Source organism: Pseudomonas sp. BRM28, from assembly GCF_002939405.1.
GTDB lineage: Bacteria > Pseudomonadota > Gammaproteobacteria > Pseudomonadales > Pseudomonadaceae > Aquipseudomonas > Aquipseudomonas palmensis.
Genome location: NZ_PEFV01000001.1, coordinates 2,387,097 through 2,411,351 on the forward strand (window position 1 = coordinate 2,387,097; position 24,255 = coordinate 2,411,351).

Sequence of the window (24,255 nt, forward strand, 5' to 3'; positions counted from 1 at the left end):
ACGCGGAGCATGAAGCGCATAGCTGATTTACACTGCGATGACCAATCTCATCTGTTACAGGGAATAAACCATGGGCGTGATCAGTGAATTCAAGGCCTTCGCGGTCAAGGGCAACGTGGTCGACATGGCCGTCGGTATCATCATCGGCGCCGCGTTCGGCAAAATCGTTTCATCGTTTGTTGGCGATGTGGTGATGCCACCCTTGGGCCTGCTGATCGGTGGAGTGGACTTCAGTGATCTGGCGGTGGTGCTCAAGGCGGCCGAGGGTGACGCGCCGGCGGTGGTGCTGGCCTATGGCAAGTTCATCCAGACGGTGATCGACTTTCTGATCGTGGCCTTCGCGATCTTCATGGGCGTGAAGGTGATCAACCGCCTCAAGCGCGAAGAAGCGGTGGCCCCGACCCTGCCGCCGGTACCCACCAAGGAAGAAGAACTGCTGGGCGAAATTCGCGACCTGCTCAAGGCGCAGAACCAGCAGCCCTGAATCGGGCCTGCCTGACCGTAACGGCGCCTTCGGGCGCCGTTGTGCTGTCTACCAGTAGTTTTCCACCGCCACCTGGCCCGGCCGGCGGCTGAGGCTCAGTTGAAGATCACGCGCCTTGAGCACCTGGCGGGTGTCGTCGATCATCTGCGGGTTGCCGCAGAGCATCACCCGCGAATGTTCGGGGGTCAGCGCCAGGCCGGCCGCACGCTCCAGTTCGCCGTTCTCGATCAGGGTGGTGATACGCCCGTTCAGCGCACCCGGGTGTTGCTCGCGGGTGACCACCGGAATGAACTGCAGCTTGCCCGCATGTTCGGCCAGGTAGTCGCGCTGCTCCAGGCCGGCGATCTCCTGCTGATAGGCGAGCTCCCTGGCTTCGCGCACCGAATAGACCAGCTTGATGGTGTCGAACCGCTCCCAGGCTTCGAAGTCCTGCAGTATCGACATGAAGGGTGCAATGCCGGTACCGGTCGCCAGCAACCACAGGTCCCGCCCGTCGGCGAAGCGATCGAGGGTCAGGAAACCGAACGCCTGGCGGTCGATCAACAGTTGGTCACCCTCGCGCAGCCGGCTCAGCTCACTGGTGAACTCGCCGCCGGGGACGACGATCGAGAAAAAGTCCAGGTACTCGTCGAACGGCGACGAGACCATCGAGTACGCCCGCCACACCACGCTGCCATCGGCACGGGTCACGCCCAGGCGAGCAAACTGGCCGGCCCGGAATCGAAAACCGGGATCACGGGTTACGCGCAGGCTGAACAGGTTGGGGGTCAGCGGCTGGACATCGAGCAGGGTCTGGCGGGTGAACTTCTCCGCACTGGCAGTCATGGTGTGCTCCACAATTCAGGTAAACACAGTGTCGCGCAAAGCTGACGGGATAAACACCGCCGCGATGTAATGGCATTACGCTCATGTGTTTCAACCACGTAACAAAACATGTAACGCGGGTTGTACAACCCTATTTTTATGTAGAGCACTGGAACATTTCTATAGCAAAAAAAACCTAGAACAACGTGCGACTTTTCCTACACTCGATCCAGGGTGACTAAATTGCAAAGGTGCACGGAGGCTCAAATGCCATATTGGAAGCAGGAGCAGTTGCAACAACTGACGCAGGAGGAAAACCAGCAACAGATGTTTGCCACTGCACTGTCACTGGCCGAGCAACTGGACATGGAGTTTCTGGCATACCGCCTGAACGGCAGGACGGTCGCCGAAGGCCCGCAGGTCATGATGTTCAACAACTACCCGGCCGAATGGAACGAGCTCTACAAGAAGAACGAGTACGAGCGCATCGACCCGGTGCTTGTGCATTGCCATCATTCGAACATGCCGGTGCTGTGGTCCCCGCAGTTGTACAAGCAAGCCCCCGAGTTGCGACAGACGGCGTGCGAACATGGCCTGTGCCATGGTTGGAGCCAGGGCACCCAGGACCTGCGCGGCAACGAAAGCGTGCTGTGCGTATCACGCCGGCAGGGCGAAGTGAGCATGGCGGAACTGTACGAAAAGTCGGCCCAGACCCTGTGGCTGTGCAACCTGCTGCACACCCTGATGGTTGCCAAGTTGCATCCGCCCAAGGCCCGTGTGCAGGCACTCTCGCCCCGGGAACGCGAGGTGCTGCAGTGGACCGCTGCCGGCAAGACTGCCGAAGACATCAGTTGCATCCTCACGCTGTCCAGAAGCACGGTCAATTTTCATATCCGCAGCATCACCAGCAAACTCAACACCACCAACAAGACCAGCGCGGTCGCCATCGCCACCCAGTACGGGTTGATCTGAGGTTCTGCTCGCCAACACCCCCCTCCCCACCTGCAAAAACGCTGTAGAATCTGCGCCCGTCCAGCGCCAAGCCCCAGCGCGCGCGCCAAAGCCCAGAGCCCTACGCCATGCCCCTGTTGATCACCCCCTTCGCCGAGCTCGAGCTGCTTCGCCAGCCCGAATACGCCAACGACCCCTTGCAGGCCTTCGACGCGGCCGACGAGTACCTGCTCGAACACCTGGCCGCGCAGGCGCTGCCTGCCACGAGCCGGGTACTGGTACTCAACGACAGCTTCGGCGCGCTGGCCATCAGCCTGCGCGCCCATGCCCAGGTGCTGGGCAGCGGCGACTCCTACCTGGCCCGGCTGGCACTGGAGAAGAACCTGGTGCGCAATGGCCAGGCATTCGACAGCGTGCCCTTCATCGCCGCCAGCCAGCATTGGCAGGGGCCGTTCGACCGGGTGCTGGTGCGCGTACCCAAGACCCTGGCGCTGCTCGAAGAGCAGTTGATCCGGCTGCAGGGCCAGTTGGCACCCGGCGCGCAGGTAATCGCCGGGGCGATGATCAAGCACCTGCCACGGGCAGCCGGCGACCTGCTGGAGAAGTACATCGGCCCGGTGCAGGCATCGCTGGCGCGCAAGAAGGCGCGCCTGCTGATCGCCACGGCCGAGCCCAGGGCGGCGGCAGCCTCGCCCTACCCCACCCGTTATAAGCTGGAGCAACCACCGCTGGAGCTGGTGAACCACGCCAATGTGTTCTGCCGCGAAGGGCTGGATATCGGTACTCGTGCCTTCCTGCCACATCTGCCCCGCGACCTGGGCGATGCGCGGGTGGCCGACCTTGGCTGCGGCAACGGCGTGCTGGGCATCGTCAGCGCGCTGGCCAACCCGCAGGCGCACTACACCCTGGTGGACGAGTCGTACATGGCGGTACAGTCGGCCGAGCAGAACTGGCAGGCGGCGCTGGGCGAGCGAGCCGTGACGGTGCGCGCCGACGACGGGCTGGCCGGGCAGGCACCGCAGTCCCTGGACGTGGTGCTGTGCAACCCGCCGTTTCACCAGCAGCAGGTAGTGGGGGACTTTCTCGCCTGGCGCATGTTCCAGCAGGCACGCGAGGCACTGGTGGCGGGCGGGGCGCTGTACATCGTGGGCAATCGGCACCTGGGCTATCACAGCAAGCTGGCGCGATTGTTCCGGGGAGTGGAGCAGGTGGCAGCCACGCCGAAGTTCGTGGTGCTCAAGGCGCGCAAGTAGGCCGGGTACGGAGCCGACACCTTCGCCGGCAAGCGGCTCCTGCGCCGGGCGGCCGAGACAGGCAAAAAAAACCCTGCGCAGCTCACGCGGCGCAGGGTGTAAACCCGCCCAGGGCGGGATGGGAAATACCTTGGCTCAGTGGGTACTCAAGCCCGCCGCCGCCATGAACATCCGCATCAGCCAGGCCACCACGGCCAGGCTTGCCACGCTCACTGCCCAGATCAGCAGCAGCCAGCCCAGGCGCTGCATCAGCGGCTTTTTCTCCGGTTCGAAGGTGTCTTTGCCAGTCATTGCCAGGCCCTCCTAGTGATAGCCGTCGTCGTGGGTCACCTTGCCGCGGAACACGTAGTAGCTCCAGAAGGTGTAGCCCAGGATGAACGGGATGATGAACAGCGTGCCCACCAGCATGAAGCCCTGGCTCTGCGGCGGCGCTGCGGCGTCCCAGATCGAGATCGACGGCGGGATGATGTTCGGCCACAGGCTGATGCCCAGCCCGCTGTAGCCCAGGAAGATCAGCACCAACGTCAGCAGGAACGGGGTGTAGTGGGCATGGCGTGCCACCGCCCGCACCAGCCCGTACAAAGTGACCAGCACCAGGATCGGCACCGGCAGGAACCAGAACAGGTTGGGCAGGCTGAACCAGCGCGTGGCGATGTCCGGATGCGCCAGCGGCGTCCAGATACTCACCACACCGGTCACGGCCAGCAGCACGAAGGCCAGTGGGCGCGCCAGGTCATGCATCTTGCTCTGCAACGGGCCTTCGGTCTTCATGATCAGCCAGGTGCAGCCGAGCAAGGCATAGGCCACGATCAGCCCCACCCCGCAGAACAGGCTGAACGGCGTCAGCCAGTCCAGCGAGCCGCCTGCGTAGTTGCGTTCGACCACCTTGAAGCCTTCGATGAATGCGCCCAGTGCCACGCCCTGGAAGAAGGTCGCGGCCAGCGAACCGCCGATGAACGCCTTGTCCCACAGGTGGCGCTTGTCGGCCCTGGCCTTGAAGCGGAACTCGAAGGCCACGCCACGGAAGATCAGCCCCATCAGCATCAGCATCAACGGCAGGTACAGCGCCGAGAGCACCACCGCATAGGCCAGCGGGAAGGCGCCGAACAGCGCCGCCCCGCCCAGCACCAGCCAGGTCTCGTTGCCGTCCCAGACCGGGGCGACGGTGTTCATCATCACATCGCGGTCGCGCTCGCCCTTGACGAAGGGAAACAGGATGCCGATGCCCAGGTCGAAGCCGTCCATCACCACGTACATCATGATGCCGAAGATGATGATCACGGCCCAGATAAGCGGAAGATCAATACCCATGAGTCAGTTCCCCTTGCTCAGGCTGGCGTGGTCGTCGGCATGGTCGTCGTCGGCAGCCGACAACGGCCGCGCCGGGGTGCGTTGCTGGCCAGGCCCGCCATGGGTCGGCTCGTCGCCCTCGCCGGTTTCCGGCCCCTTGCGCACCAGGCGCATCATGTAGCCGAGCCCCGCGCCGAACAGCGCGAAGTACACCACCACGAACATCACCAGGGTGATGCCCAGTTGCGCATAGCTGTGGTTGGACACGCCATCGGCGGTACGCATCAGCCCGTACACCACCCACGGCTGGCGACCGACCTCGGTGGTGAACCAGCCGGCCAGGATCGCGATCAGCCCGGACGGGCCCATCCACAGGGTCAGGTAGAGGAACGGGCGCGAGCTGTACAGGGTGCCGCGCTTGCGCAGCCACAGGCTCCACAGGCCCACGGCGATCATCAGCATGCCCAGCCCGACCATGATGCGGAACGACCAGAACACCACGGTGGAGTTGGGCCGGTCTTCAGGCGGGAACTCCTTCATCGCCGGCACCTGCTTGTCCAGGCTGTGGGTCAGGATCAGGCTGCCCAGCGCCGGGATCTCCAGCTTGAAGTGGGTGGTCTCGTTCTTCATGTCGGGGATGCCGAACAGGATCAGCGGGGTCGGCTCGTCGCCGATGTTTTCCCAGTGGCCTTCGATGGCGGCGATCTTCACCGGCTGGTGCTTGAGGGTGTTGAGCCCGTGGAAGTCGCCGATCACCGCCTGCACCGGCGCCACGATCAGCGCCATCCACATGGCCATCGAGAGCATCTTGCGAATCGCCGGGTTGTCCTTGCCGCGCAGCAGGTGCCAGGCGGCCGAGGCGCCGACGAAGAAGGCCGTGGCCACGAATGCTGCCGTGGCCATGTGCGCCAGGCGGTAGGGGAAGGACGGGTTGAAGATCACCGCGAACCAGTCGACCGGGATCACCACGCCGTTGACGATTTCATAACCTTGCGGGGTCTGCATCCAGCTGTTGGACGCCAGGATCCAGAAGGTGGAGATCAGCGTGCCGACGGCGACCATGATGGTGGCGAAGAAGTGCAGGCCGCGCCCGACCTTGTTCCAGCCGAACAGCATGACACCCAGAAAGCCCGCTTCGAGGAAGAACGCGGTGAGCACCTCATAGGTCAGCAACGGACCGGTGATCGAGCCGGCGAAGTCCGAGAAGCGGCTCCAGTTGGTGCCGAACTGGTACGCCATGACCAGGCCGGAGACCACGCCCATGCCGAAGTTGACGGCAAAGATCTTCGACCAGAAGTGGTACAGGTCGCGGTAGACGCTGTTGTGGGTCTTGAGCCACAGGCCTTCGAGCACCGCCAGGTAACTCGCCAGGCCGATGGTGATGGCCGGGAACAGGATGTGGAAAGAGATCGTAAACGCAAACTGGATTCGGGCGAGATCTAGAGCCTCTAATCCGAACATAGTGCTTCCTCTGTCAGGTTATCCGGCGTCAGGGTCACGGCCTTGGCGCCAACTGCCCCTACGTCATTGAGTGCGGCGAGTTGGAATTGTTCTGAAAACTTGCAATCGCAGGGAATTCGGCCCTCCGGCCACATCGTTGCATTTGAAACAGTTGCAAAAACAACAATTGATCCAGGTCAACGATTGCCTGAAAGCATAGTCCTGAACGGGCCGCATGGTTGTGTGGTGGTTTGCCGCGTGACCGGTTGCCTCACCCCCTTTACGCACACACGAATCGGTGCGCCTACCGCACGGGGATGACGGCTTTCGCAACCTGCTGTTACAAACTGGTGATAATCTGCCCCGCCGCCCCCGCAAAGGCTCTGTATCGCACATGTCAGACCATGCCCCGCTTCTGCTGCGCCATCACCGCCCCTTCCTGGCATTCTGGTGCGCACGAATTTTCACTGCCAGCGGCTTCCAGATGCTCACCGTGGCCATCGGCTGGCACCTCTATCAGCTGACCGGCAACGTGCTCGACCTGGGCCTGGTGGGCCTGGTGGAATTCGCCCCGCGGGTGCTGTTCATGCTGCACACCGGGCATGTGGCCGACCGCTATGACCGGCGCCGGGTGGCAGCGCTGTGCCAGTTCGCCCAGGCGCTGATCGCCCTGGCGCTGGTGGTGGGCAGCAGCACCCACAGTGTGACCCGCGAACTGATCTTCGTGCTGGCGTTCCTGCTGGGCAGTGCGCGCTCTTTCGAGATGCCGGCCACCCAGGCGTTGCTGCCCAACGTGGTGCCCTCGGCGCTGTTCCCGCGGGCAGTGGCCGCGTCGGCCTCGGCCATGCAGTCGGCGACCATCGTCGCGCCGGCGCTGGGGGGCTTTCTGTATGCCTTTGGCAGCGTGTGGGTGTATGGCCCGACCGTGGTTCTGTACGTGATCGCCTGCGGCCTGACCTTGCGCCTGAGCGCCGCCCGCCAGCCGGCCAACCGGGGCCGGGCGAGCCTGGAATCGCTGCTGGCGGGCATTCGCTTCATTCGCAGCCGCCCGGACGTGCTCGGCGCGGTGTCGCTGGACCTGTTCGCCGTGCTGCTGGGCGGCGCCACGGCGTTGCTGCCGGTGTTCGCCAAGGACATCCTGCTGACCGGCCCGTGGGGCCTGGGCCTGTTGCGCTCGGCGCCGGCGGTGGGGGCGCTGCTGATGTCGGTGTGGCTGGCGCGCTTCCCCATCGAGCGCAAGGTCGGGCGGGTGATGTTCACGGCGGTGGGGGTCTTTGGCGTGGCGACCATTGCCTTCGGCCTGTCGACCTCGTTCTGGTTCTCGCTGGCGGTGCTGGCGGTGCTGGGCGCGGCGGACATGATCAGCATGGTGATCCGCAGCGCGTTCGTGCAACTGGAGACGCCGGACGAGATGCGTGGTCGGGTAAGCGCGGTGAACGGGTTGTTCATCGGCGCCTCGAACCAGCTGGGCGAGTTCGAGTCCGGGGTCACGGCGCACTGGTTCGGCACCGTGCCGGCGGTGGTGCTGGGCGGGGTGGGCACGCTGGTGGTGACGGGCGTGTGGATCAAGCTGTTCCCGACGCTGGCGGGGCGCGACCACATGCATACCCAGAAAAAGGGCTGACCGCGCGCACCCAATCGCGGGTCAAGCTTGCTCCCACAAGGGCCTCACTGAATCTGTGGGGGCGGGCTTGACCGGCGATGAGGCCAGCCAGATCAAAGCATCAGGGTCATCTGCCGCTCATACCCCACCCGCCCGCGATACCCCTCGCCGCTGTCCACCCACCCCGCCGCGCGGTACAGCCTCAACGCCGCCTGATTGTCGGTATCCACCGACAGTTGCAGGCAACGCACCTGCGGCCACACTTCGCGCACCCGCGCCGGCAGCGCCGCCAGGCACCAGCGGCCAAGCCCCTGCCCCTGCGCCCGCCAGTCCACCTGCAGGGCATGCAAGGTGGCCGCATCATGGCGGGCCCACGGCGGCAGGTGTGCACCACGCTTGAGCAGCAGGAAGCCCTGCGGCACGCCCCCCACCAGCAGCGCCAGCCCGCGCACATCGTCGCCGGGCCGGTTCAGCAGGGTATGCAGCGCGCCCTCGATGTCACCGCAAAACGCCCGCTGCGCCGCCAGCACCTCGATGCCGGGCAGGCCTGCGCGCTGGGCCGGGGTCAGCGCATCGTAGTGAATCAGCTGCACGGTCATGGTCCTGGTCCAAAAGTGGCGGTCTTGCTGATATGATGCGCGGCTTTTTTGCGGCCCATTCAAAAATCACTCAGTCCGGCACCCCGTGTCCGGTACAGTCTGTGCTTTGCTGATGGGGTCGAACATTCAAGGCGCCGCAGTGCGCCACGGGGAGCTGGCATGCTGGAAAGGCTGTTTCAACTGAAAGCGCACAATACCAACGTGCGCACCGAAATCCTGGCGGGGGTCACCACCTTCCTGGCCATGGCCTACATCCTGTTCGTCAACCCGAGCATCCTCGGCGAGACCGGCATGGACAAGGGCGCGATCTTCGTCGCCACGTGCCTGGCTGCCGCCATCGGTTCGGCGGTGATGGGGCTGATCGCCAACTACCCGATCGCGCTGGCGCCGGGCATGGGCCTGAACGCCTTCTTCACCTACACCGTGGTGCTGCACATGGGCCACACCTGGCAGGTGGCACTGGGGGCGGTATTCATTTCGGCAGTGCTGTTCTTCCTGCTGTCGATCTTTCGCATCCGCGAATGGATCGTCAACAGCATTCCGCTGCCGCTGCGTTCGGCAATTGCCGCCGGCATCGGCCTGTTCCTGGCGCTGATCGCCCTGCACAACGCCGGCATCGTGGTCGACAACCCGGCCACCCTGGTGGGCCTGGGCGACCTGCGCAACCCGGCACCGGTACTGGCCACCCTGGGCTTCTTCCTGATCGTCGCGCTCGAGGCGATGAAGGTACGCGGCGCCGTGCTGATCGGCATCCTGGCGGTCACCGTCGCCTCCATCGGCCTGGGCTACACCCCGTTCAACGGCATCGTGTCGATGCCGCCCTCGCTGGCCCCGACCTTCCTGCAGCTGGACATCAAGGGCGCACTGGATGTCGGCCTGATCAGCGTGATCTTCGCCTTCCTGTTCGTCGACCTGTTCGACAACTCCGGCACCCTGATCGGCGTGGCCAAGCGCGCCGGGCTGATGGGCAAGGACGGCCACATGCCGAAGATGGGCCGCGCCCTGATCGCCGACAGCACCGCGGCCATGGCCGGCTCGCTGCTGGGCACCTCGACCACCACCAGCTATATCGAATCGGCGGCCGGCGTGAGTGCCGGCGGACGCACCGGGCTGACCGCCATCGTGGTGGCTGGGCTGTTCCTGCTGGCACTGTTCTTCGCCCCGCTGGCCGGCAGCGTGCCGGCCTTCGCAACCGCGCCTGCACTGCTGTTCGTCGCCGTGCTGATGGCCTCGGGCCTGGCGGAAATCAACTGGGACGACGTGACCGAGGCCGCCCCGGTGGTGGTCACCGCGCTGGCCATGCCGCTGACCTATTCGATTGCCAACGGCATCGCCTTCGGCTTCATCTCCTGGACCGTGATCAAGCTGATCTCGGGCCGCCGGCATGAACTGAACTCGGCGCTGGTGGTGCTCTCCATCCTGTTCGTGATCAAGCTGGGCTGGTACGCCGCATGAGTTCCGTCTACGACCCGACTACCTACACCGCGCAGCTTGAGGCCAAGGTCGAGCGCCTGCGCGCACTGCTGGCGCCATTCGGCGCACCGGAGCCGGCGGTGTTCGACTCGCCGCGCGAGCATTACCGCCTGCGCGCCGAGTTTCGCCTGTGGCGCGAGAACGAGCAGCGTCACTACGCGATGTTCGCCCCGGGTGAAAAGCACCAGGCGATCCTGATCGACGACTTCCCCATCGCCAGCCAGCGCATCAACCAGTTGATGCCGCAGCTCAAGGCGGCGTGGCAGGCCAGTTCGGCGCTGAGCTTCAAGCTGTTCCAGGTGGAGTTCCTGACCACCCTGGCGGGCGACGCGATGATCACCCTGTGCTACCACCGTCCCCTGGACGAGCATTGGGAAGCCGCTGCCCGGCAACTGGCGACCGACCTGGGCGTGAGCATCATCGGGCGCTCCAAGGGCAAGCGCGTGGTGATCGGCCGTGACTATGCGGTTGAAGAGCTGGCCGTGGGCGGGCGCACTTTCCGCTATCGCCAGCCTGAAGGCGCGTTCACCCAGCCCAACGGCACGGTGAACCAGAAGATGCTCAACTGGGCCTACGAGGCCCTGGGCGAGCGCGAGGACGACCTGCTGGAGCTGTACTGCGGCAACGGCAACTTCACCCTGCCGCTGGCCACGCGGGTGCGCAAGGTGCTGGCCACCGAGATCAGCAAGACCTCGGTGAACGCCGCGCTGCACAACCTGGACGACAACGGCGTGGATAACGTGCGCCTGGTGCGCCTGTCGGCCGAAGAGCTGACCGAGGCCCTGAACGAGGTGCGGCCGTTCCGGCGCCTGGAAGGCATCGACCTGAAAAGCTATGCCTTTGGCAGCGTGTTCGTCGACCCGCCGCGCGCGGGCATGGACCCGGACACCTGCGAGCTGACCCGGCGCTTCGATAACATCCTGTACATCTCGTGCAACCCCGAGACACTGGCGGCGAACATCGAGCAGTTGAGCGATACGCACCGTATCGAGCGGTGTGCGCTGTTTGACCAGTTCCCGTATACGCACCATATGGAAAGCGGGGTGCTGCTGGTTCGGCGCTAGGCCCGGATCGGCGGTGTTCTATCGCGGGTCAAGCCCGCTCCCACAGGAATGTCACGGCTCTGAAGGGCAGTGGGGTACCTGTGGGAGCGGGCTTGGCCCGCGATGGCCCTAACCTGAGTACATCAACAGCGGCACCACCTGGTCCGCGTCCGTCAACGCCCCATGGTGCCCGCGCCACTGGCTGGGGTGCTTCTCCTCCACGCTGCGAATGATCCCGCCGGCCCCGGTCGGAACCACGATCAGGTCCCCGATACGCCCTTCGGCCTGGCTCAGCATCACGTCCCCGAACAACCCCGCGCCAATCGCCTGCGCCTTGCTCAACACCCGGTATTCATCCCCCAGGCGGTTCTGCCAGCGCTCGTGCACGCGGTCCTGCTGATGCTCGTGGGTGTACAGGTAGCGCGCCCGGATGTCCCCGGCCATCGCCCGCACCCCGTCCTGCAAGGCACTGTCGGTATCGAAGTCATGCACCTGGGCGCGGTCCAGGTCGAGCATGCCGTGGTCGGCAATCACGAGCATGCGCGCCGAGCGCGGCAGGCGCCCGGCAATGTCGCGGGCCAGCTGATCGGCAATCTCCAGTTGCCTGCACCAGTCGGGCGAGCCCGGCCCATACAGGTGCCCGGCAAAGTCCAGGTCACCGAAATAGGCAAAGCAGAAGGCTGGCGCCTCCACCTCCAGTGCGCTACGCACCAGCTCGGGATAGGCATCGTAGGCCGGCGCGGCAAGGATGCCGCCGGCCTTGTAGATGGCACGGGTGAAGTCCGAGTCGGCAAAGCGCCCGAGCATGACCGTGCTGATCTGTACGCCCTGGGCGGCCGCGTCTTCCCAGGCGGTCTGCGGCACGATGAAGGAGGCCGCGACAGGCGCCGCGGTCGGCACGCTGCCCGTCTGCGCGGCCGCAGTGGTCCATGACAGCGGCGAGAACACCGAATGTGCATCCAGGGCGAAATCGCAGCCCACGATGCCATGCGCACCGCTGCCCATGCCGGAGGTCACCGTGGCCAGGCTGGCGGCAGTGGTGGCCGGGAAGCCGACCTTGAAGTGGCTGTCGGGCTGCATCAGCGCGGCCAGGAACGGTGCATGCTCGGCGTGCGCCTTGAGCAGGTTCCAGCCCAAGCCGTCGATCAACAGCAGGCAGGTGGCTGTAGAGCGCTCGAGCCGGAACGGATTCCTGAAGCCCCTGGCGCCCAACCCGGCGAAAACCGACTGGGTCAGGCTGGCCAGGCCCGGCCAGGTGTCGTGAACGTCCCGCATCTCTTCGAACTGCGCCGCCATGTCGCCCTCCGTGGTGCCGTGCAAAACAACAGGTTTAGCACAGCTTGTTCGATCAGCGAACAGAAACGATCAATGCACGGCCCGTCCCGATTGACCCTATTAACCAGTCAGTACATTTTAGTCGTGACGCTCCCTCCCCCTGCCAAGAACAACAATGGAGTTTTACCGATGAGTTTGGCCCCCCCTTCCGGCATTCTCGCCGGCCTGATCGGCGCCGGTATCCAGGCCTCGCGTACCCCGGCCCTGCACGAGCACGAAGGCGCCGCCCAGGGCATCAACTACCTGTACCGGCTGATCGACCTGGACCAGCTGAAGCTGGACAGCAGCGCCCTCGAAGAACTGCTGACCGCGGCCGAGTACATGGGCTTTACCGGGCTCAACATCACCTTCCCGTGTAAGCAGGCGATCGTGCCCCTGCTCGATGAGCTGTCGCCCGAGGCGCGTGGTATCGGCGCGGTGAACACCGTGGTGCTCAAGGACGGTCGACGCATCGGCCACAACACCGACTGCCTGGGGTTTGCCGAGGGCTTCAGGCGTGGCCTGGGTGATGTTTCACGCCGTCATGTGGTGCAGATGGGGGCAGGCGGTGCGGGTGCCGCGGTGGCCCATGCGCTGCTCAGCGAAGGGGTGGCCCAGCTGACGCTCTTCGATGTGGAGCCCGCCCGGGCCCAGGCACTGGCAGACAACCTCAACCAGCATTTCGAGGGCAGCCCGGCACGCTGCGGGCATGACCTGCAAGCGGCCATGGGCCAGGCCTGCGGGCTGGTCAACACCACCCCCATGGGCATGGCCAAGCTGCCGGGCATGCCGGTGCCCAGGGCGCTGCTGCGCGCCGAAATGTGGGTGGCCGAGATCGTGTACTTCCCGCTGGAGACCCAATTGCTGCGCGAGGCGCGGGCACTGGGATGCCGCACGCTCAACGGGGCCAACATGGCGGTGTTTCAGGCGGTGAAGGCCTTCGAGCTGTTCAGCGGCGTGGTGCCGGATGCACAGCGCATGATCGGGCACTTCAACAGCCTGGGGGATTGAACGCTTAGCCGGCACCTGTACAGGGTGGTCAACCCGCAGGTGCCGGCCCTGCCGGCGACTGGAGGCTCCCCGGCATCACGCCTGCAGGTAGCGCAGCACCGACTCGCAGATCATCTCGCGGTGCTTGTCCTTGAGCGCCTTGTCCTCGAAATCCACCTGGAAGATCTCGCCAAAGGTGTGCCGGTTGGACACGCGATAGAAGCAGAACGAGCTGATCAGCAGGTGTACGTCCAGCGCCGTCAGGCCCTGGCGGAACACCCCCTCGGCAGCCCCGCGCTGGAGTATCTCGTCCAGCGCGGTGAGCACCGTCTTGTTCATCGAGCGGATCGCGGCCGACTGCTTGACGTACTCGCCGTGATGCATGTTTTCGTTGCACACGATACGCACGAAGTCGACGTTGCGATCATGGTGATCGAAGGTGAACTCGATCAGCCGGCGAATGCCCTGGCGCGGCTCCAGTTCAGCCAGGTGCAGGTTGCTTTCGGTGCTGCGGATATCGCCGTAAAGCTTCTCCAGCACCTCCACATACAGCTGCTCCTTGCTGTTGAAGTAGTAGTAGATCATGCGCTTGGAGGTCTGGGTGCGCTCGGCGATCGCATCGACCCGGGCACCGGCCAGGCCTTGCTGCACGAACTCGCTGATGGCCGCCTGCAGAATGTTCTCGCGGGTTTTCTCAGGATTGTTCTTGCGGCTCTTGCGCGGCGCCTCGGCAGGTGCCGCCAAGGGTGCTGGAGTTGTCGTCATACGGGGCTCTTGACCAGTCGGTTAACCGCGCGATTATGGCCCCGGGGTGCGCCAGAAGAAAGCCTGACGGGCGCTGACACGTTACAGCTTGGCATGCCGCAGCCCGCCGCTGCGCGCCTTGGCCATCGCCGCCAGGCGCACCGCGACGTTGGCCGCGCCGTAACCGCTGTAGCCATTGCGCCGCTGCAGCACCTCGAAAAAGAAGCGCTCCTCGAACGGCTCGGTGTACACGTGGAACAGCTCGCCGCCCTGGGCATCACGGTCGTACAGCACGTTGTAGTAGGCCAGCTCGCTCAGGAACTGATCGTCGAAGTCGAACCGGGCCGCCAGGTCGTCGTAGTAGTTGAGCGGGATATCGAGCAGCGCCACACCGGCTTCCTTGGCGCGCTTGACGGCGGCGAAGATGTCCTGGCAGTCGAAGGCGATGTGATGCACGCCCGAGCCGCGGTAGTTGGACAGCGCGTGGGCAATCGCGGTGTTGCGGTTTTCGGAGATGTTCAACGGCAGCCGGATCGAACTGCACTGGCTGCGCAGGGCGCGGCTCTTGACCAGGCCATAGGGATCGGGAAGCACCACCTCGTCATCGGCGCTGAAGTCGAGCAGGCTTTTGTAGAACAGCACCCAGCTGTCCAGGCTGTCGGCCGGCAGGGCAAGTGCCATGTGGTCGATGCGGGTCAGGCCCAGGCCATGGGCGGGTTGCTCGCTGAGGCTGAAGTCGGTGTCGTAGATGGTGCGTCCGTCCGCGCCCTGGTCCACCAGGTAGATCAGGCTGCCGTCGGGCGCGCGTACCGCTGCCAGCTCACGTTCGTTGGGCCCCACCAGGCCACGATAGGGCTGGCCGTGATAGGCCACCGCCCGGGCCAGCGCCTGGGCGCTGTGTCTGACCCGGATCGCCGTGGCGCACAGCGACGGGCCGTGGCTTTCGAAGAAGTTGTGTGCGAACGAATAGGGCTCGGCGTTGAGGATCAGGTTGATCTCGCCCTGGCGCAGCAGGCTCACATTCTTCGAACGATGCTTGCCGGCACGGGCAAAGCCCAGGCCTTCGAGCCAGTTGCCCAGCTTGGCGCCCGAGGCGTCGTCGACCGCAAACTCGAGAAACTCGATGCCATCGCAGGTGCTGGCCGGCGGCGGCGCGAACAGCAGCTCGGGGTCGGCCAGCGGTGCGGTGCGTTCGAGCAACTGACGGGTCTTTTCCTCCAGGTACAGCAGCGAACGCAGGCCGTCGGCGGCATTGGCCCGTGGCGGCGCGGCACGAAAACCGTCGTTGAAGATCTCCAGCGACAGCGGCCCGCGATAGCCGGCCTGCAGAATCGGCGCCAGAAACCCCGGCAGGTCGAACTCGCCCTGCCCCGGGAAGCAGCGAAAATGCCGGCTCCACTCCAGCACATCCATGGCCAGGATCGGCGCATCGGCCATCTGCACGAAGAAGATCTTGTCCCCCGGCACCTGCGCGATGGCGCTGGGGTCGCCCTTGAGCGACAGGGTGTGGAAGCTGTCGAGGATCATACCCAGGTTGGCGTGATCGGCCTGGCGCACGATGTCCCACACCTGCTGCCAGGTGTTCACGTGCCGCCCCCAGGCCAGCGCCTCGTAGCCGATGCGCACACCGTGGGCGGCGGCCCGCTCGGCCAGCAGGCTCAGGTCGTCGACCAGCAGTTGCTGGCCGCCCAGCGCGTCGGCCGACACGTTGCTGCACACCAGCACCAGGTCGGTGCCCAGTTCCTGCATCAGTTCGAACTTGCGCTCGGCGCGCTCCAGGTTGCGCGCCAGGCGCCCGCGCGGGCAGCCCTCGAAATCGCGAAACGGCTGGAAAAGGGTGATGTCCAGCCCCAGGTCGGTGCAGCGCTGGCGAATCTCGCGGGGGCTGCCGTCGTAGTAGAGAAGGTCGTTTTCGAAGATCTCCACGCCGTCGAATCCGGCGGCGGCAATGGCTTCGAGTTTTTCCGGCAAGGTGCCGCTCAGGGACACGGTGGCAATCGAACGCTGCATCTTCAGGCTCCAACGGGCAGGCAGTGCCCAGCTGCACGAATTATTGGCTGGGGTTTATCCTAGCTCAATCAAAAGGTACGAACTGGTTAGTTTTGTGTGCGATTATCGCCCAGTACCCGCCCAGATCAATTGACCCTTTTTTGACCAATGCGCACCATTTCTTACCACCGGGCAGACGAGCATCTTGCCAAAAGCACCGACGAACCTGCCGTAGTCGACTGGTGTACCGCGTGTCATCCTGGCTTGACCCATAAACATAAAAATACGGGTAATCACCACATGATCCACAGCCAAAGCACTCCCCTGGCCCAGCCATCGGCCAGTACCCCGCACGCCGGCATCGGCGACAAGATCCGTGGCGCCATGGGCGTCGGCAAGACCCGCTGGGTGATGCTGGCGCTGGTATTCTTCGCCACCACCCTGAACTACATCGACCGCGCCGCACTGGGCGTGATGCAGCCGATCCTGGCCAAGGAAATGAGCTGGACGGCGATGGACTACGCCAACATCAACTTCTGGTTCCAGGTGGGCTACGCCATCGGCTTCGTGCTGCAGGGCCGGCTGATCGACCGCATCGGCGTCAAGCGCGTGTTCTTCTGCGCGGTGCTGCTGTGGAGCCTGGCCACTGGCGCCCACGGCCTGGCCACCTCGGCGGTGGGCTTCATGGTCTGTCGCTTCATCCTCGGCCTGACCGAAGCGGCCAACTACCCGGCCTGCGTGAAGACCACCCGGCTGTGGTTCCCGGCGGGCGAGCGGGCGGTGGCCACCGGCATCTTCAACGCCGGCACCAACGTCGGCGCCATGTTCACCCCGATGCTGCTGCCGCTGATCCTCACTGTGTGGGGCTGGCAGGCGGCGTTCATGGCCATGGGCGCGCTGGGCCTGGTGTGGGCCACGTTCTGGGGCCTGAAGTACTTCAACCCGGAAAACCACCCGAGCGTGAGCAAGGCGGAACTGGCGTACATCCAGAGCGAGGTCGAGCCTGAACAGGCGGCCGTGCCGTTCACCCGTATCCTGCGCATGCGTGGCACCTGGGCCTTTGCCCTGGCCTACTCGATCACCGCGCCGGTGTTCTGGTTCTACCTGTACTGGCTGCCGCCGTTTCTGAACCAGCAGTACAACCTGGGCATCAGCGTCACGCAGATGGGCATCCCGCTGATCGTGATCTACCTCAGTGCCGACTTCGGCAGCGTGGGTGGCGGGATCCTGTCCTCGTTCATGATCGGCCGCGGCATGGCGCCGGTGAAGGCGCGGCTGCTGTCGATGCTGCTGTTCGCCACCACCATCGTCGGGGTGATCTTCGCCGCAGGCGCCAGCAGCCTGTGGGTGGCGGTACTGGCCATCTCCCTGGCGATTGCCGCGCACCAGGCCTGGACCGCCAACATCTGGAGCCTGGTGATGGACTACACGCCCAAGCACATGATGAGCACCGTGTTCGGCTTTGGCGGCATGTGCGCGGCCACCGGGGGGATGTTCATGACCCAGATCGTGGGGCATGTGCTGACCAGCACCAACAACAACTACACCGTGCTGTTCACCATGATTCCGGCGATGTATTTCATCGCGCTGCTGTGGATGTATTTCATGGCACCGCGCAGGATCCCGACAGTCGAGGCGTAAGCCCGGGCTGCAATGCAGCCCTTCGCCAGCAACGCTGGCTCCTACAGGGAGCCGGCGTTCATTACCTTGCGGGCCTTCTCCAGCGCCCACTGCGCGCGCTGCAGCGCACTCACCCCCTGCTCCAGCAACTGGCGCGTGGGGATCTCCAGGCTCAGCGGCAGGTCGGCCGGCAAGCTGTGCAGCAACCCGTTCAGGTCGCACTCCCCATCCCCTGGAAAACGTCGCTCGTTACGCGCCTGACGCAGGATCTCGGCCATGTCGTCGGGGCGCGGGCCCGCCACGTCGCACAGTTGCGCGTAGCGGATGCGCGAGACCGGCAGGCGGCGCAGGTCTTCCAGGCGCGACGCCGAGCGATCGAAGTGGAAGGCATCGACCAGCACGCAGCCGTTGGCGCGCCCGGCGTTTTCGACGATGCGGGTGGCCTGGGTCAGGTCCTTGGCATCGGTCCACGGCATGAACTCCAGGTGCGGGTGCAGGCCATACGGCGCGGCCAGGTCGCACAGCGCCGCGAAGTTGTCGGTCAGGCGCTGTTCATCCGGGTCGTTGCCGGCAACCAGCAGCTCACTGGCACCGAAGTCGGCGCCCACCGCGAGCAGGGCCTCGAAGTTGGCGACCAGGGTGTCGGGCTTGAGCCGCAGAATCTCCACATCGAGCACCCGGATGCCGGTGTCGCGCAGGCGCTCGGCTGTCTGCCGGCGCAGGCCGGCGTCGCTTGCCAGCGGGAAGTGGTGTTCTTCGGGGGTGGCCGGCTCGAGGCGCAGGCCGACATGGCTGTAGCCGGCCCGGGCGGCGACTTCGACCATCCGGGGTGGGGACAGCTCAAGGACAGTGAGGGCGGCCAGGGACATGACACGTGGGTTCATGGAGGAGTCTCGGGTGCGTTGTTGTATTTGCATTATTTAGAACTTAGTTCCAATTTCAATGCAAGTACAAAAAAAACAGCTTTGCGCTCCACAAAACTGCCTTGGTTTACCTGAGGGCCGCTTCGCTGGCTTGCCAGCGAAGCGTCTAGACAAACAGCTCCGACGCCGGGCTGGCCGCCGACAGCTCGGCCGCCGCCGCCAGCAACGCCGGCGCCAGCTCGTGCAGGCGCGCCTCGTTCAGGCGCGCGGTCGGCCCGGCCACGCTCAACACCCCGACCACATGCCCATCCTGCGGGTGTCGCACCACCGCCGCCAACGCCGACGTACCCAGCGCCGAACTCTCCACCACCCACGCATAGCCCAGTTCCCGCGCCATGCGCAGGCGTTCCAGCAGCTGGGCATTGGAAGCTGGCGCGTTCGGCCCGAAGTCCTCGCGCCGGCCCACGCCCTGGCGCTCCACCAGCAGCAACGCCTGGGCATCGCTCAGGCTGGCCAGCCAGGCATGCCCCGACGCGCTGTAGAACAGCGGCGCCTCACGCCCCATGTCCGGGTCGTAGCGCAGGCCGGAGCGGGCGCCCTGGGCCTTGGCGATCCACACCTGGCGCTCGCCGTCGATGATCCCCAGTCGCACCAGCTCGCCGGTCTGCGCGGCCAACTGGTCGAGAATCGGCTGGACGATGTCGGCACCGCTCTGGGCCAGGTAGCGAAAACCCATGCCCACCAGCTTGGTGCTCAGCAGGTACCGGCTGTTTTCCGGGTTCTGGCGCACGTAGCCCAGGCGCATGAGCTCGGCGAGCATGCGATGGGTCGCGCTCTTGGGGATGTCCAGCTGCTCGGCCAGGGTCTGCATCGGCAGCCCGCGCGGCTCGCTGGTGAGGCTTTCGAGAAGGCTGAAAGCACGTTCGATCTGACTGCCGGCCATGGTCACGGTCCCTGAAAATTTCGCCGATTCTAAAGAGCGCCGGGCAAAGCGCAAACCACTGTTCGATCTTCGCCCAACTTTGCAGGCGACGGCCTTGGCAGCCGACGTGCAATCATAGAATATGGAACTTCGTTCCAAAATAATAATTGCGCGCACTGCGAGGACCCAGCATGACTGCCCACACCCCTACCTCCCGCCCGGTGGACTGCGATGTCCTGGTCATCGGCTCCGGCGCTGCCGGCCTGAGCGCCGCGGTGACCGCCGCCTTTCACGGGCAGAAGGTCATCGTGGTCGAAAAGGACCCGGTGTTCGGCGGCGCCACGGCCTGGTCCGGCGGTTGGATGTGGGTACCGTGCAACCCGCTGGCACAGCGCGCCGGCATCGTCGAGGACCGTTCGCTGCCGCGCACCTACCTGCAACACGAACTGGGCGAACGCTTCGAACCGGCGATGATCGATGCGTTCCTGGAGGCGGCGCCCCACATGGTGTCGTTCTTCGAACGCCATACCGCCCTGCAGTTCGCCGACGGCAACGGCATTGCCGATATCCACGGCGACACGCCCGGGGCCGGCACGGGCGGGCGCTCGGTGATCGCCGCCCCGTATGACGGGCGCAAGGTCGGCAAGCTGCTCAGGCAGCTGCGCCGCACGATGCGCGAAACCTCATTCATGGGCATGCCGATCATGGCCGGCAAGGACCTTACCGCCTTTCTCACCCTGACCCGTTCGTGGCGCTCGCTGCTGCATGTGGGCAAGCGCCTGGCACGCCATCTGCTCGACCTCGCACGCTACGGCCGGGCGATGCAGCTGGTCAACGGCGTGGCCCTGATCGCGCGCCTGGCCAAGTCGGCCGAAGACCTCGGCGTGCTGCTGTGGGCATCGGCCCCGGCGCAGCGCCTGCTGCACAACGCTGGCCGGGTGACGGGGGCGGTGGTGCAGACGGCCAACGGCGACGTGAGCATTCATGCGCGCAAGGCCGTGGTGCTGGCAGCCGGCGGCTTCCCCAACGATATCGAGCGGCGCAAGGCGCTGTTCCCGCGTACCCCCACCGGGCATGAGCACCTGGCTTTGCCGCCGCTGGGCGCCAGCGGCGATGGCCTGCGCCTGGGCGAGAGCGTGGGCGCACACGTGGTCGACGACCTGGCAAGCCCGGTGGCCTGGGCCCCGGTGTCGAAAGTGCCGTACAAGGACGGCACCTTCGGCCATTTCCCGCACATCATCGAACGTGCCAAGCCCGGCATCATCGGTGTGCTGGCCAACGGCAAGCGCTTCGTCAACGAAGCCAACGGCTATTACGACTACGTGAGCGCAATGGTCGCCAGCGCGCCCGGCGAGCAGGTGGCCTCGTGGCTGATCTGCAGCCACGCCTTCCAGCGCCGCTACGGCCTGGGCATCTCCCGGCCCTTCCCACTGCCGGTGGCGCCCTTCATTCGCAGCGGCTACCTCAAGTGCGGCGACAGCATCGAGGCGCTGGCCATCGCCTGCGGCATCGACCCCCAGGGCCTGAGTACCACGCTCAGCGACTACAACCGCCATGCGCGCCACGGCGAAGACCCGCAGTTCGGCCGTGGCAGCACGCCCTACAACCGCAAGCAGGGCGATGCGCTACACCGGCCCAACCCGTGCGTGGCGCCCATCGAGCAGGGGCCGTTCTATGCGGTGAAGGTGGAGCCGGGCTGCTTCGGCACCTTTGCCGGGCTCAGGACCAATGCCCACGCCCAGGTACTGGATGCACAGCAGCAGCCGATTGCCGGCCTGTATGCCGCCGGCAGCGACATGCTCAGCATCATGGGCGGGCATTACCCGGCGGGCGGGATCAATCTGGGGCCGGCGACCACCTTCGGCTACATCGCCGGGCGGCACATTGCCGGGGTCAGTGCCTACGAGTAGGCGCGCCGGCTGCTGCTAGACTGGCGACCCGACTCCTTCATGAAAGCCAGCCGACCATGGACCAGATCAGCGCGATGCAGGCGTTTCGCCGCGTGGTAGAGAGTGGTGGTTTCAGCGCCGCTGCGGCCCTGACCGGGCAATCGCACACCGTGCTGTCGCGCCAGGTCAAGAACCTGGAGCGCCACCTCGGCACCCAGTTGCTCAGCCGCACCACGCGGCGCCTGCACGTCACCGAAGCCGGCGCACTGTGCTACCGCCATTGCGTGCAGGTGCTGGAGCAGCTCGAAGCCATGAGCCTGGAGATTTCCGAACACCAGCAGCAACCCACAGGCACCCTGCGCCTGAGCGTGGCCACGGCATTCGGTGAACTGGAGCTGGGGCGCTGGCTACCGGACTTCGTCGAGCGCTTCGACCAGTTGCAGGTGGAGCTCATCTGCACCGACCGCTTTGTGGACATGCTCGAAGAAGGGGTCGATGTGTGCCTGCGGGTGACCACCCACCTGCCCGACTCCAACCTGGTGGCCCGGCAACTGGCCGTCAGCGAAGTCGTGCTGGTAGCCGCCCCCGCGTACCTGCAGCGCTGGCCGGCCCCCATCGAACCGCACACCCTGGGCGAGCATGCGTTGCTCGGCTACAACCGCCTGGCCCAGCCGCAACGGCTGAGCCTGCAGGGGCCCGACGGGCAGCGCCTGGACGTGGCAATGCCCAGCCGGCTGAGCGCCAACTCGCCGATGGCGTTGCGTGCGGCGGCCATTGCCGGCCTGGGTATCGCCAGCTTCGACCGCTTCATCGTGCATGACGCCCTGCTCGACGGGCGCCTGGTACAGGTGCTGCCCGAATGGCAGCAGCCCTCCCGGCACGTGTACGCGATGTTCCCCCAAAGCCGCTATCTGGCGCCCAAGGTTCGGGCATTGGTCGAGTATGCGCGGGCGTACTACGCTGAACCACGATGGGAAATCAAGATGTGATCTGTGCAAGAAGCACACAGGTTCTGGGCTGCTTCTGCCGTATTTGTGCGTTCGTTGTTTGATTAACCTTCTTTCGATTGTTCATCAGAGGGTTTCAACCATGAAAGCACTTCGAGTTACCGCCGCCGGCTTGCTGTTGGCAGCTTGCGCCACTACCGCCGTGGCTGCGGTCTGCTACTGCACCGCCCCACTCATCTCCCTGCCGAAAAATGCGCTGACCTGGAAAGTGGTACCGGGCACCAACAACAACGTCACCTACGCTAACGTGCAGGGCGACATCCTGGGCAATGGTGCCTACGAGGCCTTCGTCAGTTTCCGTCCCGGTGTGGACAATGGCTACCACACCCACACCGAGACGTTGCCGACCGTGGTGATGAGCGGCGTGTTCTACGCCCGCATCAAGGACAAGAACGGCAAGCTGGTCGAGACCGAGTACCCGGCCGGTTCGTACTACCAGTTGCCGGCCGGGCTGGAACATGAGAGCGGTTGCAAGATGACCGCCAAGAAGGAGCCTTGCCTGCTGTTCCAGTACCAGCGCAACCACTTCGACCTGAACCCGGTGCCCCGCTAGGCGGCCTCAGAAATCGAAGAACACCGTTTCGCCTTCACCCTGGATGCGGATATCGAAACGGTAGGCCAGCTTGCCATCCACTTCGCAGCGCCGCGCGACCAAGGTCTCGCGGCGTTGTGGCTGTTCGATCAGGTTGAGCACCGGGCACTTGGCATTGGCCTGGCCCTCGTCGTCGAAGTACAGCCGCGTGTGCAGATGGATGTTGATGCCGCGGGCGAACAGGCTGACATTGATATGCGGTGCCATCGGCACGCCGGCGGCATTGGCGACCACACCGGGCTTGACCGTATGCAGCGTCCATTCACCGGCATCGAAGGTGGTGGCGGTGCGTCCGAAGCTGTTGAACGGTTGTTCCAGGTTGAATTCGCTGTGGTACTGCCCGGCCGCGTCGGCCTGCCAGAACTCCAGGAACGAGTCGCGCACCAGGTGGCCGTTGCCGTCGTAGACGTGACCGATCAGCAGGATGTGCTCGCCGGGCGCATCGCTGCGCGCCATGCGGTTCCAGATTTCCTGGTCACGGGTCGGGTTGCCGGCCGCTTCCAGGGCTAGGCCGATGTGCACGTAGGGGCCGGCGGTCTGCGATGGGGTTTCCGGCAGCAGTTCGATAGGCATGGCGGGGCTCCTCAGCGGTTTTCGAAGTGGGTCTTGCGCTGGCCGCGCAGAACGATGTCGAAGCGGTAGGCCAGGCAGTCCATGGGGTTGGCATTGGCCATGTCGAGCCGGGCGATCAGGCTCTGTACCGCGTCCGGGTTGGCGATCGACTTGACGATCGGGCACATCGGGATCAGAGGGTCGCCTTCGAAGTACAGCTGGGTGATCAGACGCGTGGCAATCGACGGGCCGCTGATCGACACGTGGATATGCGCCGGGCGCCAGTCGTTGGGGCCGTTGCGCCACGGGTACGGGCCCGGCTTGATGGTACGGAAACTGTAGTAGCCCTCGCTGTCGGTCAGCGCGCGCCCCACACCCCCGAAGTTGGGGTCCAGCGGCGCCAGATAGCGATCGTTCTTGTGGCGATAGCGGCCGCCGGCATTGGCCTGCCACATTTCGACCAGGGTGTGCGGGATCGGCTTGCCATACTGGTCGCACACGCGCCCGGCCACGATGATGCGCTCGCCGATGGGCAGGCCGCCGTGGTTGAAGTTCAGCAGCAGGTCATTGTCGTGCTCGGCAAATTTCAGGTGGGAGAAATCCGGCCCAGTGCTTTCGCTGACGGACTGTGGAATGCTCACCAGCGCCTGGCGAGGCGAGCGCGCGACGGAGGTCTTGTAGTCGGGGGTAAGGGCTTTCGGATGCCAGTTCCGATCACGGATAACGAAACGACTGGTGTCTTGTGCAGACATGCCGTTCTCCTCTTATTGGATTTTTGGAGGCCTGTACGGGCAGGAGTGATGGGCAGTGTGGCCGAGGCATGCACCGGCGAA

Annotated in this window: 23 protein-coding genes; 11 read left to right on the top strand and 12 right to left on the bottom strand. The window is 65.1% G+C overall.

What is annotated here, in order from left to right; genetic code table 11:
* Positions 1-70: 70 nt before the first annotated feature.
* A complete protein-coding gene (mscL, locus tag CR917_RS11420; RefSeq protein ID WP_054916565.1) occupies positions 71-484 on the top strand; it encodes a large-conductance mechanosensitive channel protein MscL in 414 nt (137 codons plus the stop codon).
* Positions 485-532: 48 nt separating this feature from the next.
* Here mscL and CR917_RS11425 read toward each other — a convergent pair whose 3' ends face one another.
* Positions 533-1,309 carry a ferredoxin--NADP reductase gene (locus CR917_RS11425; RefSeq protein WP_043860573.1) on the bottom strand — a complete coding sequence of 259 codons (777 nt, stop codon included), beginning with the start codon at positions 1,307-1,309 and terminating at the stop codon, positions 533-535.
* Positions 1,310-1,555: 246 nt separating this feature from the next.
* Here CR917_RS11425 and CR917_RS11430 point away from each other — a divergent pair, with 246 nt between their 5' ends.
* Both CR917_RS11430 and CR917_RS11435 read left to right on the top strand, forming a co-directional pair.
* Positions 1,556-2,260 (top strand): autoinducer binding domain-containing protein, encoded by a 705-nt coding sequence (locus CR917_RS11430; RefSeq protein ID WP_078481820.1) that lies wholly within the window; start codon positions 1,556-1,558, stop codon positions 2,258-2,260.
* Positions 2,261-2,367: 107 nt separating this feature from the next.
* Positions 2,368-3,492, top strand: a complete 1,125-nt coding sequence (locus tag CR917_RS11435; protein WP_104572302.1) for a methyltransferase — start codon at positions 2,368-2,370, stop codon at positions 3,490-3,492.
* Between the two features lie 135 nt (positions 3,493-3,627).
* Here the strand turns inward: CR917_RS11435 and CR917_RS11440 are convergent, their stop codons facing one another.
* From CR917_RS11440 to CR917_RS11450, 3 genes are read right to left on the bottom strand one after another with little or no spacing between them, the layout of a single operon-like run.
* Complete coding sequence (locus CR917_RS11440) at positions 3,628-3,783, bottom strand: DUF2474 domain-containing protein (RefSeq protein ID WP_043860576.1); 156 nt, start codon at positions 3,781-3,783, stop codon at positions 3,628-3,630.
* A gap of 12 nt (positions 3,784-3,795) precedes the next feature.
* A complete protein-coding gene (gene cydB / locus CR917_RS11445; RefSeq protein WP_104572303.1) occupies positions 3,796-4,803 on the bottom strand; it encodes a cytochrome d ubiquinol oxidase subunit II in 1,008 nt (335 codons plus the stop codon).
* Positions 4,804-4,806: 3 nt separating this feature from the next.
* A complete protein-coding gene (locus tag CR917_RS11450) occupies positions 4,807-6,243 on the bottom strand; it encodes a cytochrome ubiquinol oxidase subunit I (protein ID WP_104572304.1) in 1,437 nt (478 codons plus the stop codon).
* Positions 6,244-6,616: 373 nt separating this feature from the next.
* On the opposite strand from CR917_RS11450, the gene CR917_RS11455 reads away from it, so the two are divergent.
* On the top strand, positions 6,617-7,846 hold the full coding sequence (locus CR917_RS11455; protein ID WP_043860579.1) for an MFS transporter: 1,230 nt from the start codon (positions 6,617-6,619) through the stop codon (positions 7,844-7,846).
* Between the two features lie 92 nt (positions 7,847-7,938).
* Here the strand turns inward: CR917_RS11455 and CR917_RS11460 are convergent, their stop codons facing one another.
* Entirely contained in the window at positions 7,939-8,424 is a 486-nt protein-coding gene (locus tag CR917_RS11460; protein ID WP_054916561.1) for an N-acetyltransferase, read from the bottom strand.
* Positions 8,425-8,583: 159 nt separating this feature from the next.
* Here CR917_RS11460 and CR917_RS11465 point away from each other — a divergent pair, with 159 nt between their 5' ends.
* Both CR917_RS11465 and trmA read left to right on the top strand, forming a co-directional pair.
* Positions 8,584-9,879 (top strand): NCS2 family permease, encoded by a 1,296-nt coding sequence (locus CR917_RS11465; RefSeq protein ID WP_043860685.1) that lies wholly within the window; start codon positions 8,584-8,586, stop codon positions 9,877-9,879.
* Positions 9,876-10,961: a tRNA (uridine(54)-C5)-methyltransferase TrmA gene (gene trmA, locus CR917_RS11470; RefSeq protein ID WP_043860686.1), complete on the top strand. Its 1,086-nt coding sequence runs from the start codon at positions 9,876-9,878 to the stop codon at positions 10,959-10,961. The genes CR917_RS11465 and trmA overlap by 4 nt, the downstream gene beginning before the upstream one ends.
* A gap of 108 nt (positions 10,962-11,069) precedes the next feature.
* Here the strand turns inward: trmA and CR917_RS11475 are convergent, their stop codons facing one another.
* Positions 11,070-12,236 carry an alkaline phosphatase family protein gene (locus CR917_RS11475; protein WP_104572305.1) on the bottom strand — a complete coding sequence of 389 codons (1,167 nt, stop codon included), beginning with the start codon at positions 12,234-12,236 and terminating at the stop codon, positions 11,070-11,072.
* 168 nt (positions 12,237-12,404) lie between these two features.
* On the opposite strand from CR917_RS11475, the gene CR917_RS11480 reads away from it, so the two are divergent.
* The gene (locus CR917_RS11480; RefSeq protein WP_078481785.1) at positions 12,405-13,265 is read left to right on the top strand and encodes a shikimate dehydrogenase; all 861 of its coding nucleotides are present in this window, start codon (positions 12,405-12,407) and stop codon (positions 13,263-13,265) included.
* 75 nt (positions 13,266-13,340) lie between these two features.
* On the opposite strand, the gene CR917_RS11485 is transcribed toward CR917_RS11480, so the two are convergent.
* Together CR917_RS11485 and quiC are read right to left on the bottom strand one after the other, a co-directional pair.
* Entirely contained in the window at positions 13,341-14,009 is a 669-nt protein-coding gene (locus CR917_RS11485; protein ID WP_043860689.1) for a TetR/AcrR family transcriptional regulator, read from the bottom strand.
* Between the two features lie 81 nt (positions 14,010-14,090).
* Positions 14,091-15,998 (bottom strand): 3-dehydroshikimate dehydratase QuiC, encoded by a 1,908-nt coding sequence (gene quiC / locus CR917_RS11490; protein ID WP_104572306.1) that lies wholly within the window; start codon positions 15,996-15,998, stop codon positions 14,091-14,093.
* Positions 15,999-16,277: 279 nt separating this feature from the next.
* Between quiC and CR917_RS11495 the strand changes: the two genes are divergently transcribed.
* Positions 16,278-17,618: an MFS transporter gene (locus tag CR917_RS11495; RefSeq protein ID WP_043860691.1), complete on the top strand. Its 1,341-nt coding sequence runs from the start codon at positions 16,278-16,280 to the stop codon at positions 17,616-17,618.
* 41 nt (positions 17,619-17,659) lie between these two features.
* Here the strand turns inward: CR917_RS11495 and CR917_RS11500 are convergent, their stop codons facing one another.
* Positions 17,660-18,481 (bottom strand): sugar phosphate isomerase/epimerase, encoded by an 822-nt coding sequence (locus CR917_RS11500; RefSeq protein ID WP_078481786.1) that lies wholly within the window; start codon positions 18,479-18,481, stop codon positions 17,660-17,662.
* A 145-nt stretch (positions 18,482-18,626) separates the two neighbouring features.
* A complete protein-coding gene (locus tag CR917_RS11505) occupies positions 18,627-19,403 on the bottom strand; it encodes an IclR family transcriptional regulator (protein WP_043860693.1) in 777 nt (258 codons plus the stop codon).
* A gap of 170 nt (positions 19,404-19,573) precedes the next feature.
* Here CR917_RS11505 and CR917_RS11510 point away from each other — a divergent pair, with 170 nt between their 5' ends.
* From CR917_RS11510 to CR917_RS11520, 3 genes are all read left to right on the top strand, one after another.
* Complete coding sequence (locus CR917_RS11510; RefSeq protein ID WP_104572307.1) at positions 19,574-21,292, top strand: FAD-dependent oxidoreductase; 1,719 nt, start codon at positions 19,574-19,576, stop codon at positions 21,290-21,292.
* A 56-nt stretch (positions 21,293-21,348) separates the two neighbouring features.
* A complete protein-coding gene (locus CR917_RS11515; RefSeq protein ID WP_078481788.1) occupies positions 21,349-22,260 on the top strand; it encodes a LysR family transcriptional regulator in 912 nt (303 codons plus the stop codon).
* 100 nt (positions 22,261-22,360) lie between these two features.
* Entirely contained in the window at positions 22,361-22,831 is a 471-nt protein-coding gene (locus tag CR917_RS11520; RefSeq protein ID WP_078481789.1) for a hypothetical protein, read from the top strand.
* A 6-nt stretch (positions 22,832-22,837) separates the two neighbouring features.
* On the opposite strand, the gene pcaG is transcribed toward CR917_RS11520, so the two are convergent.
* Positions 22,838-23,443: a protocatechuate 3,4-dioxygenase subunit alpha gene (gene pcaG / locus CR917_RS11525; RefSeq protein ID WP_078481790.1), complete on the bottom strand. Its 606-nt coding sequence runs from the start codon at positions 23,441-23,443 to the stop codon at positions 22,838-22,840.
* An 11-nt stretch (positions 23,444-23,454) separates the two neighbouring features.
* Positions 23,455-24,174 (bottom strand): protocatechuate 3,4-dioxygenase subunit beta, encoded by a 720-nt coding sequence (gene pcaH, locus CR917_RS11530; RefSeq protein ID WP_043860698.1) that lies wholly within the window; start codon positions 24,172-24,174, stop codon positions 23,455-23,457.
* Between the last annotated feature and the right edge of the window lie 81 nt (positions 24,175-24,255).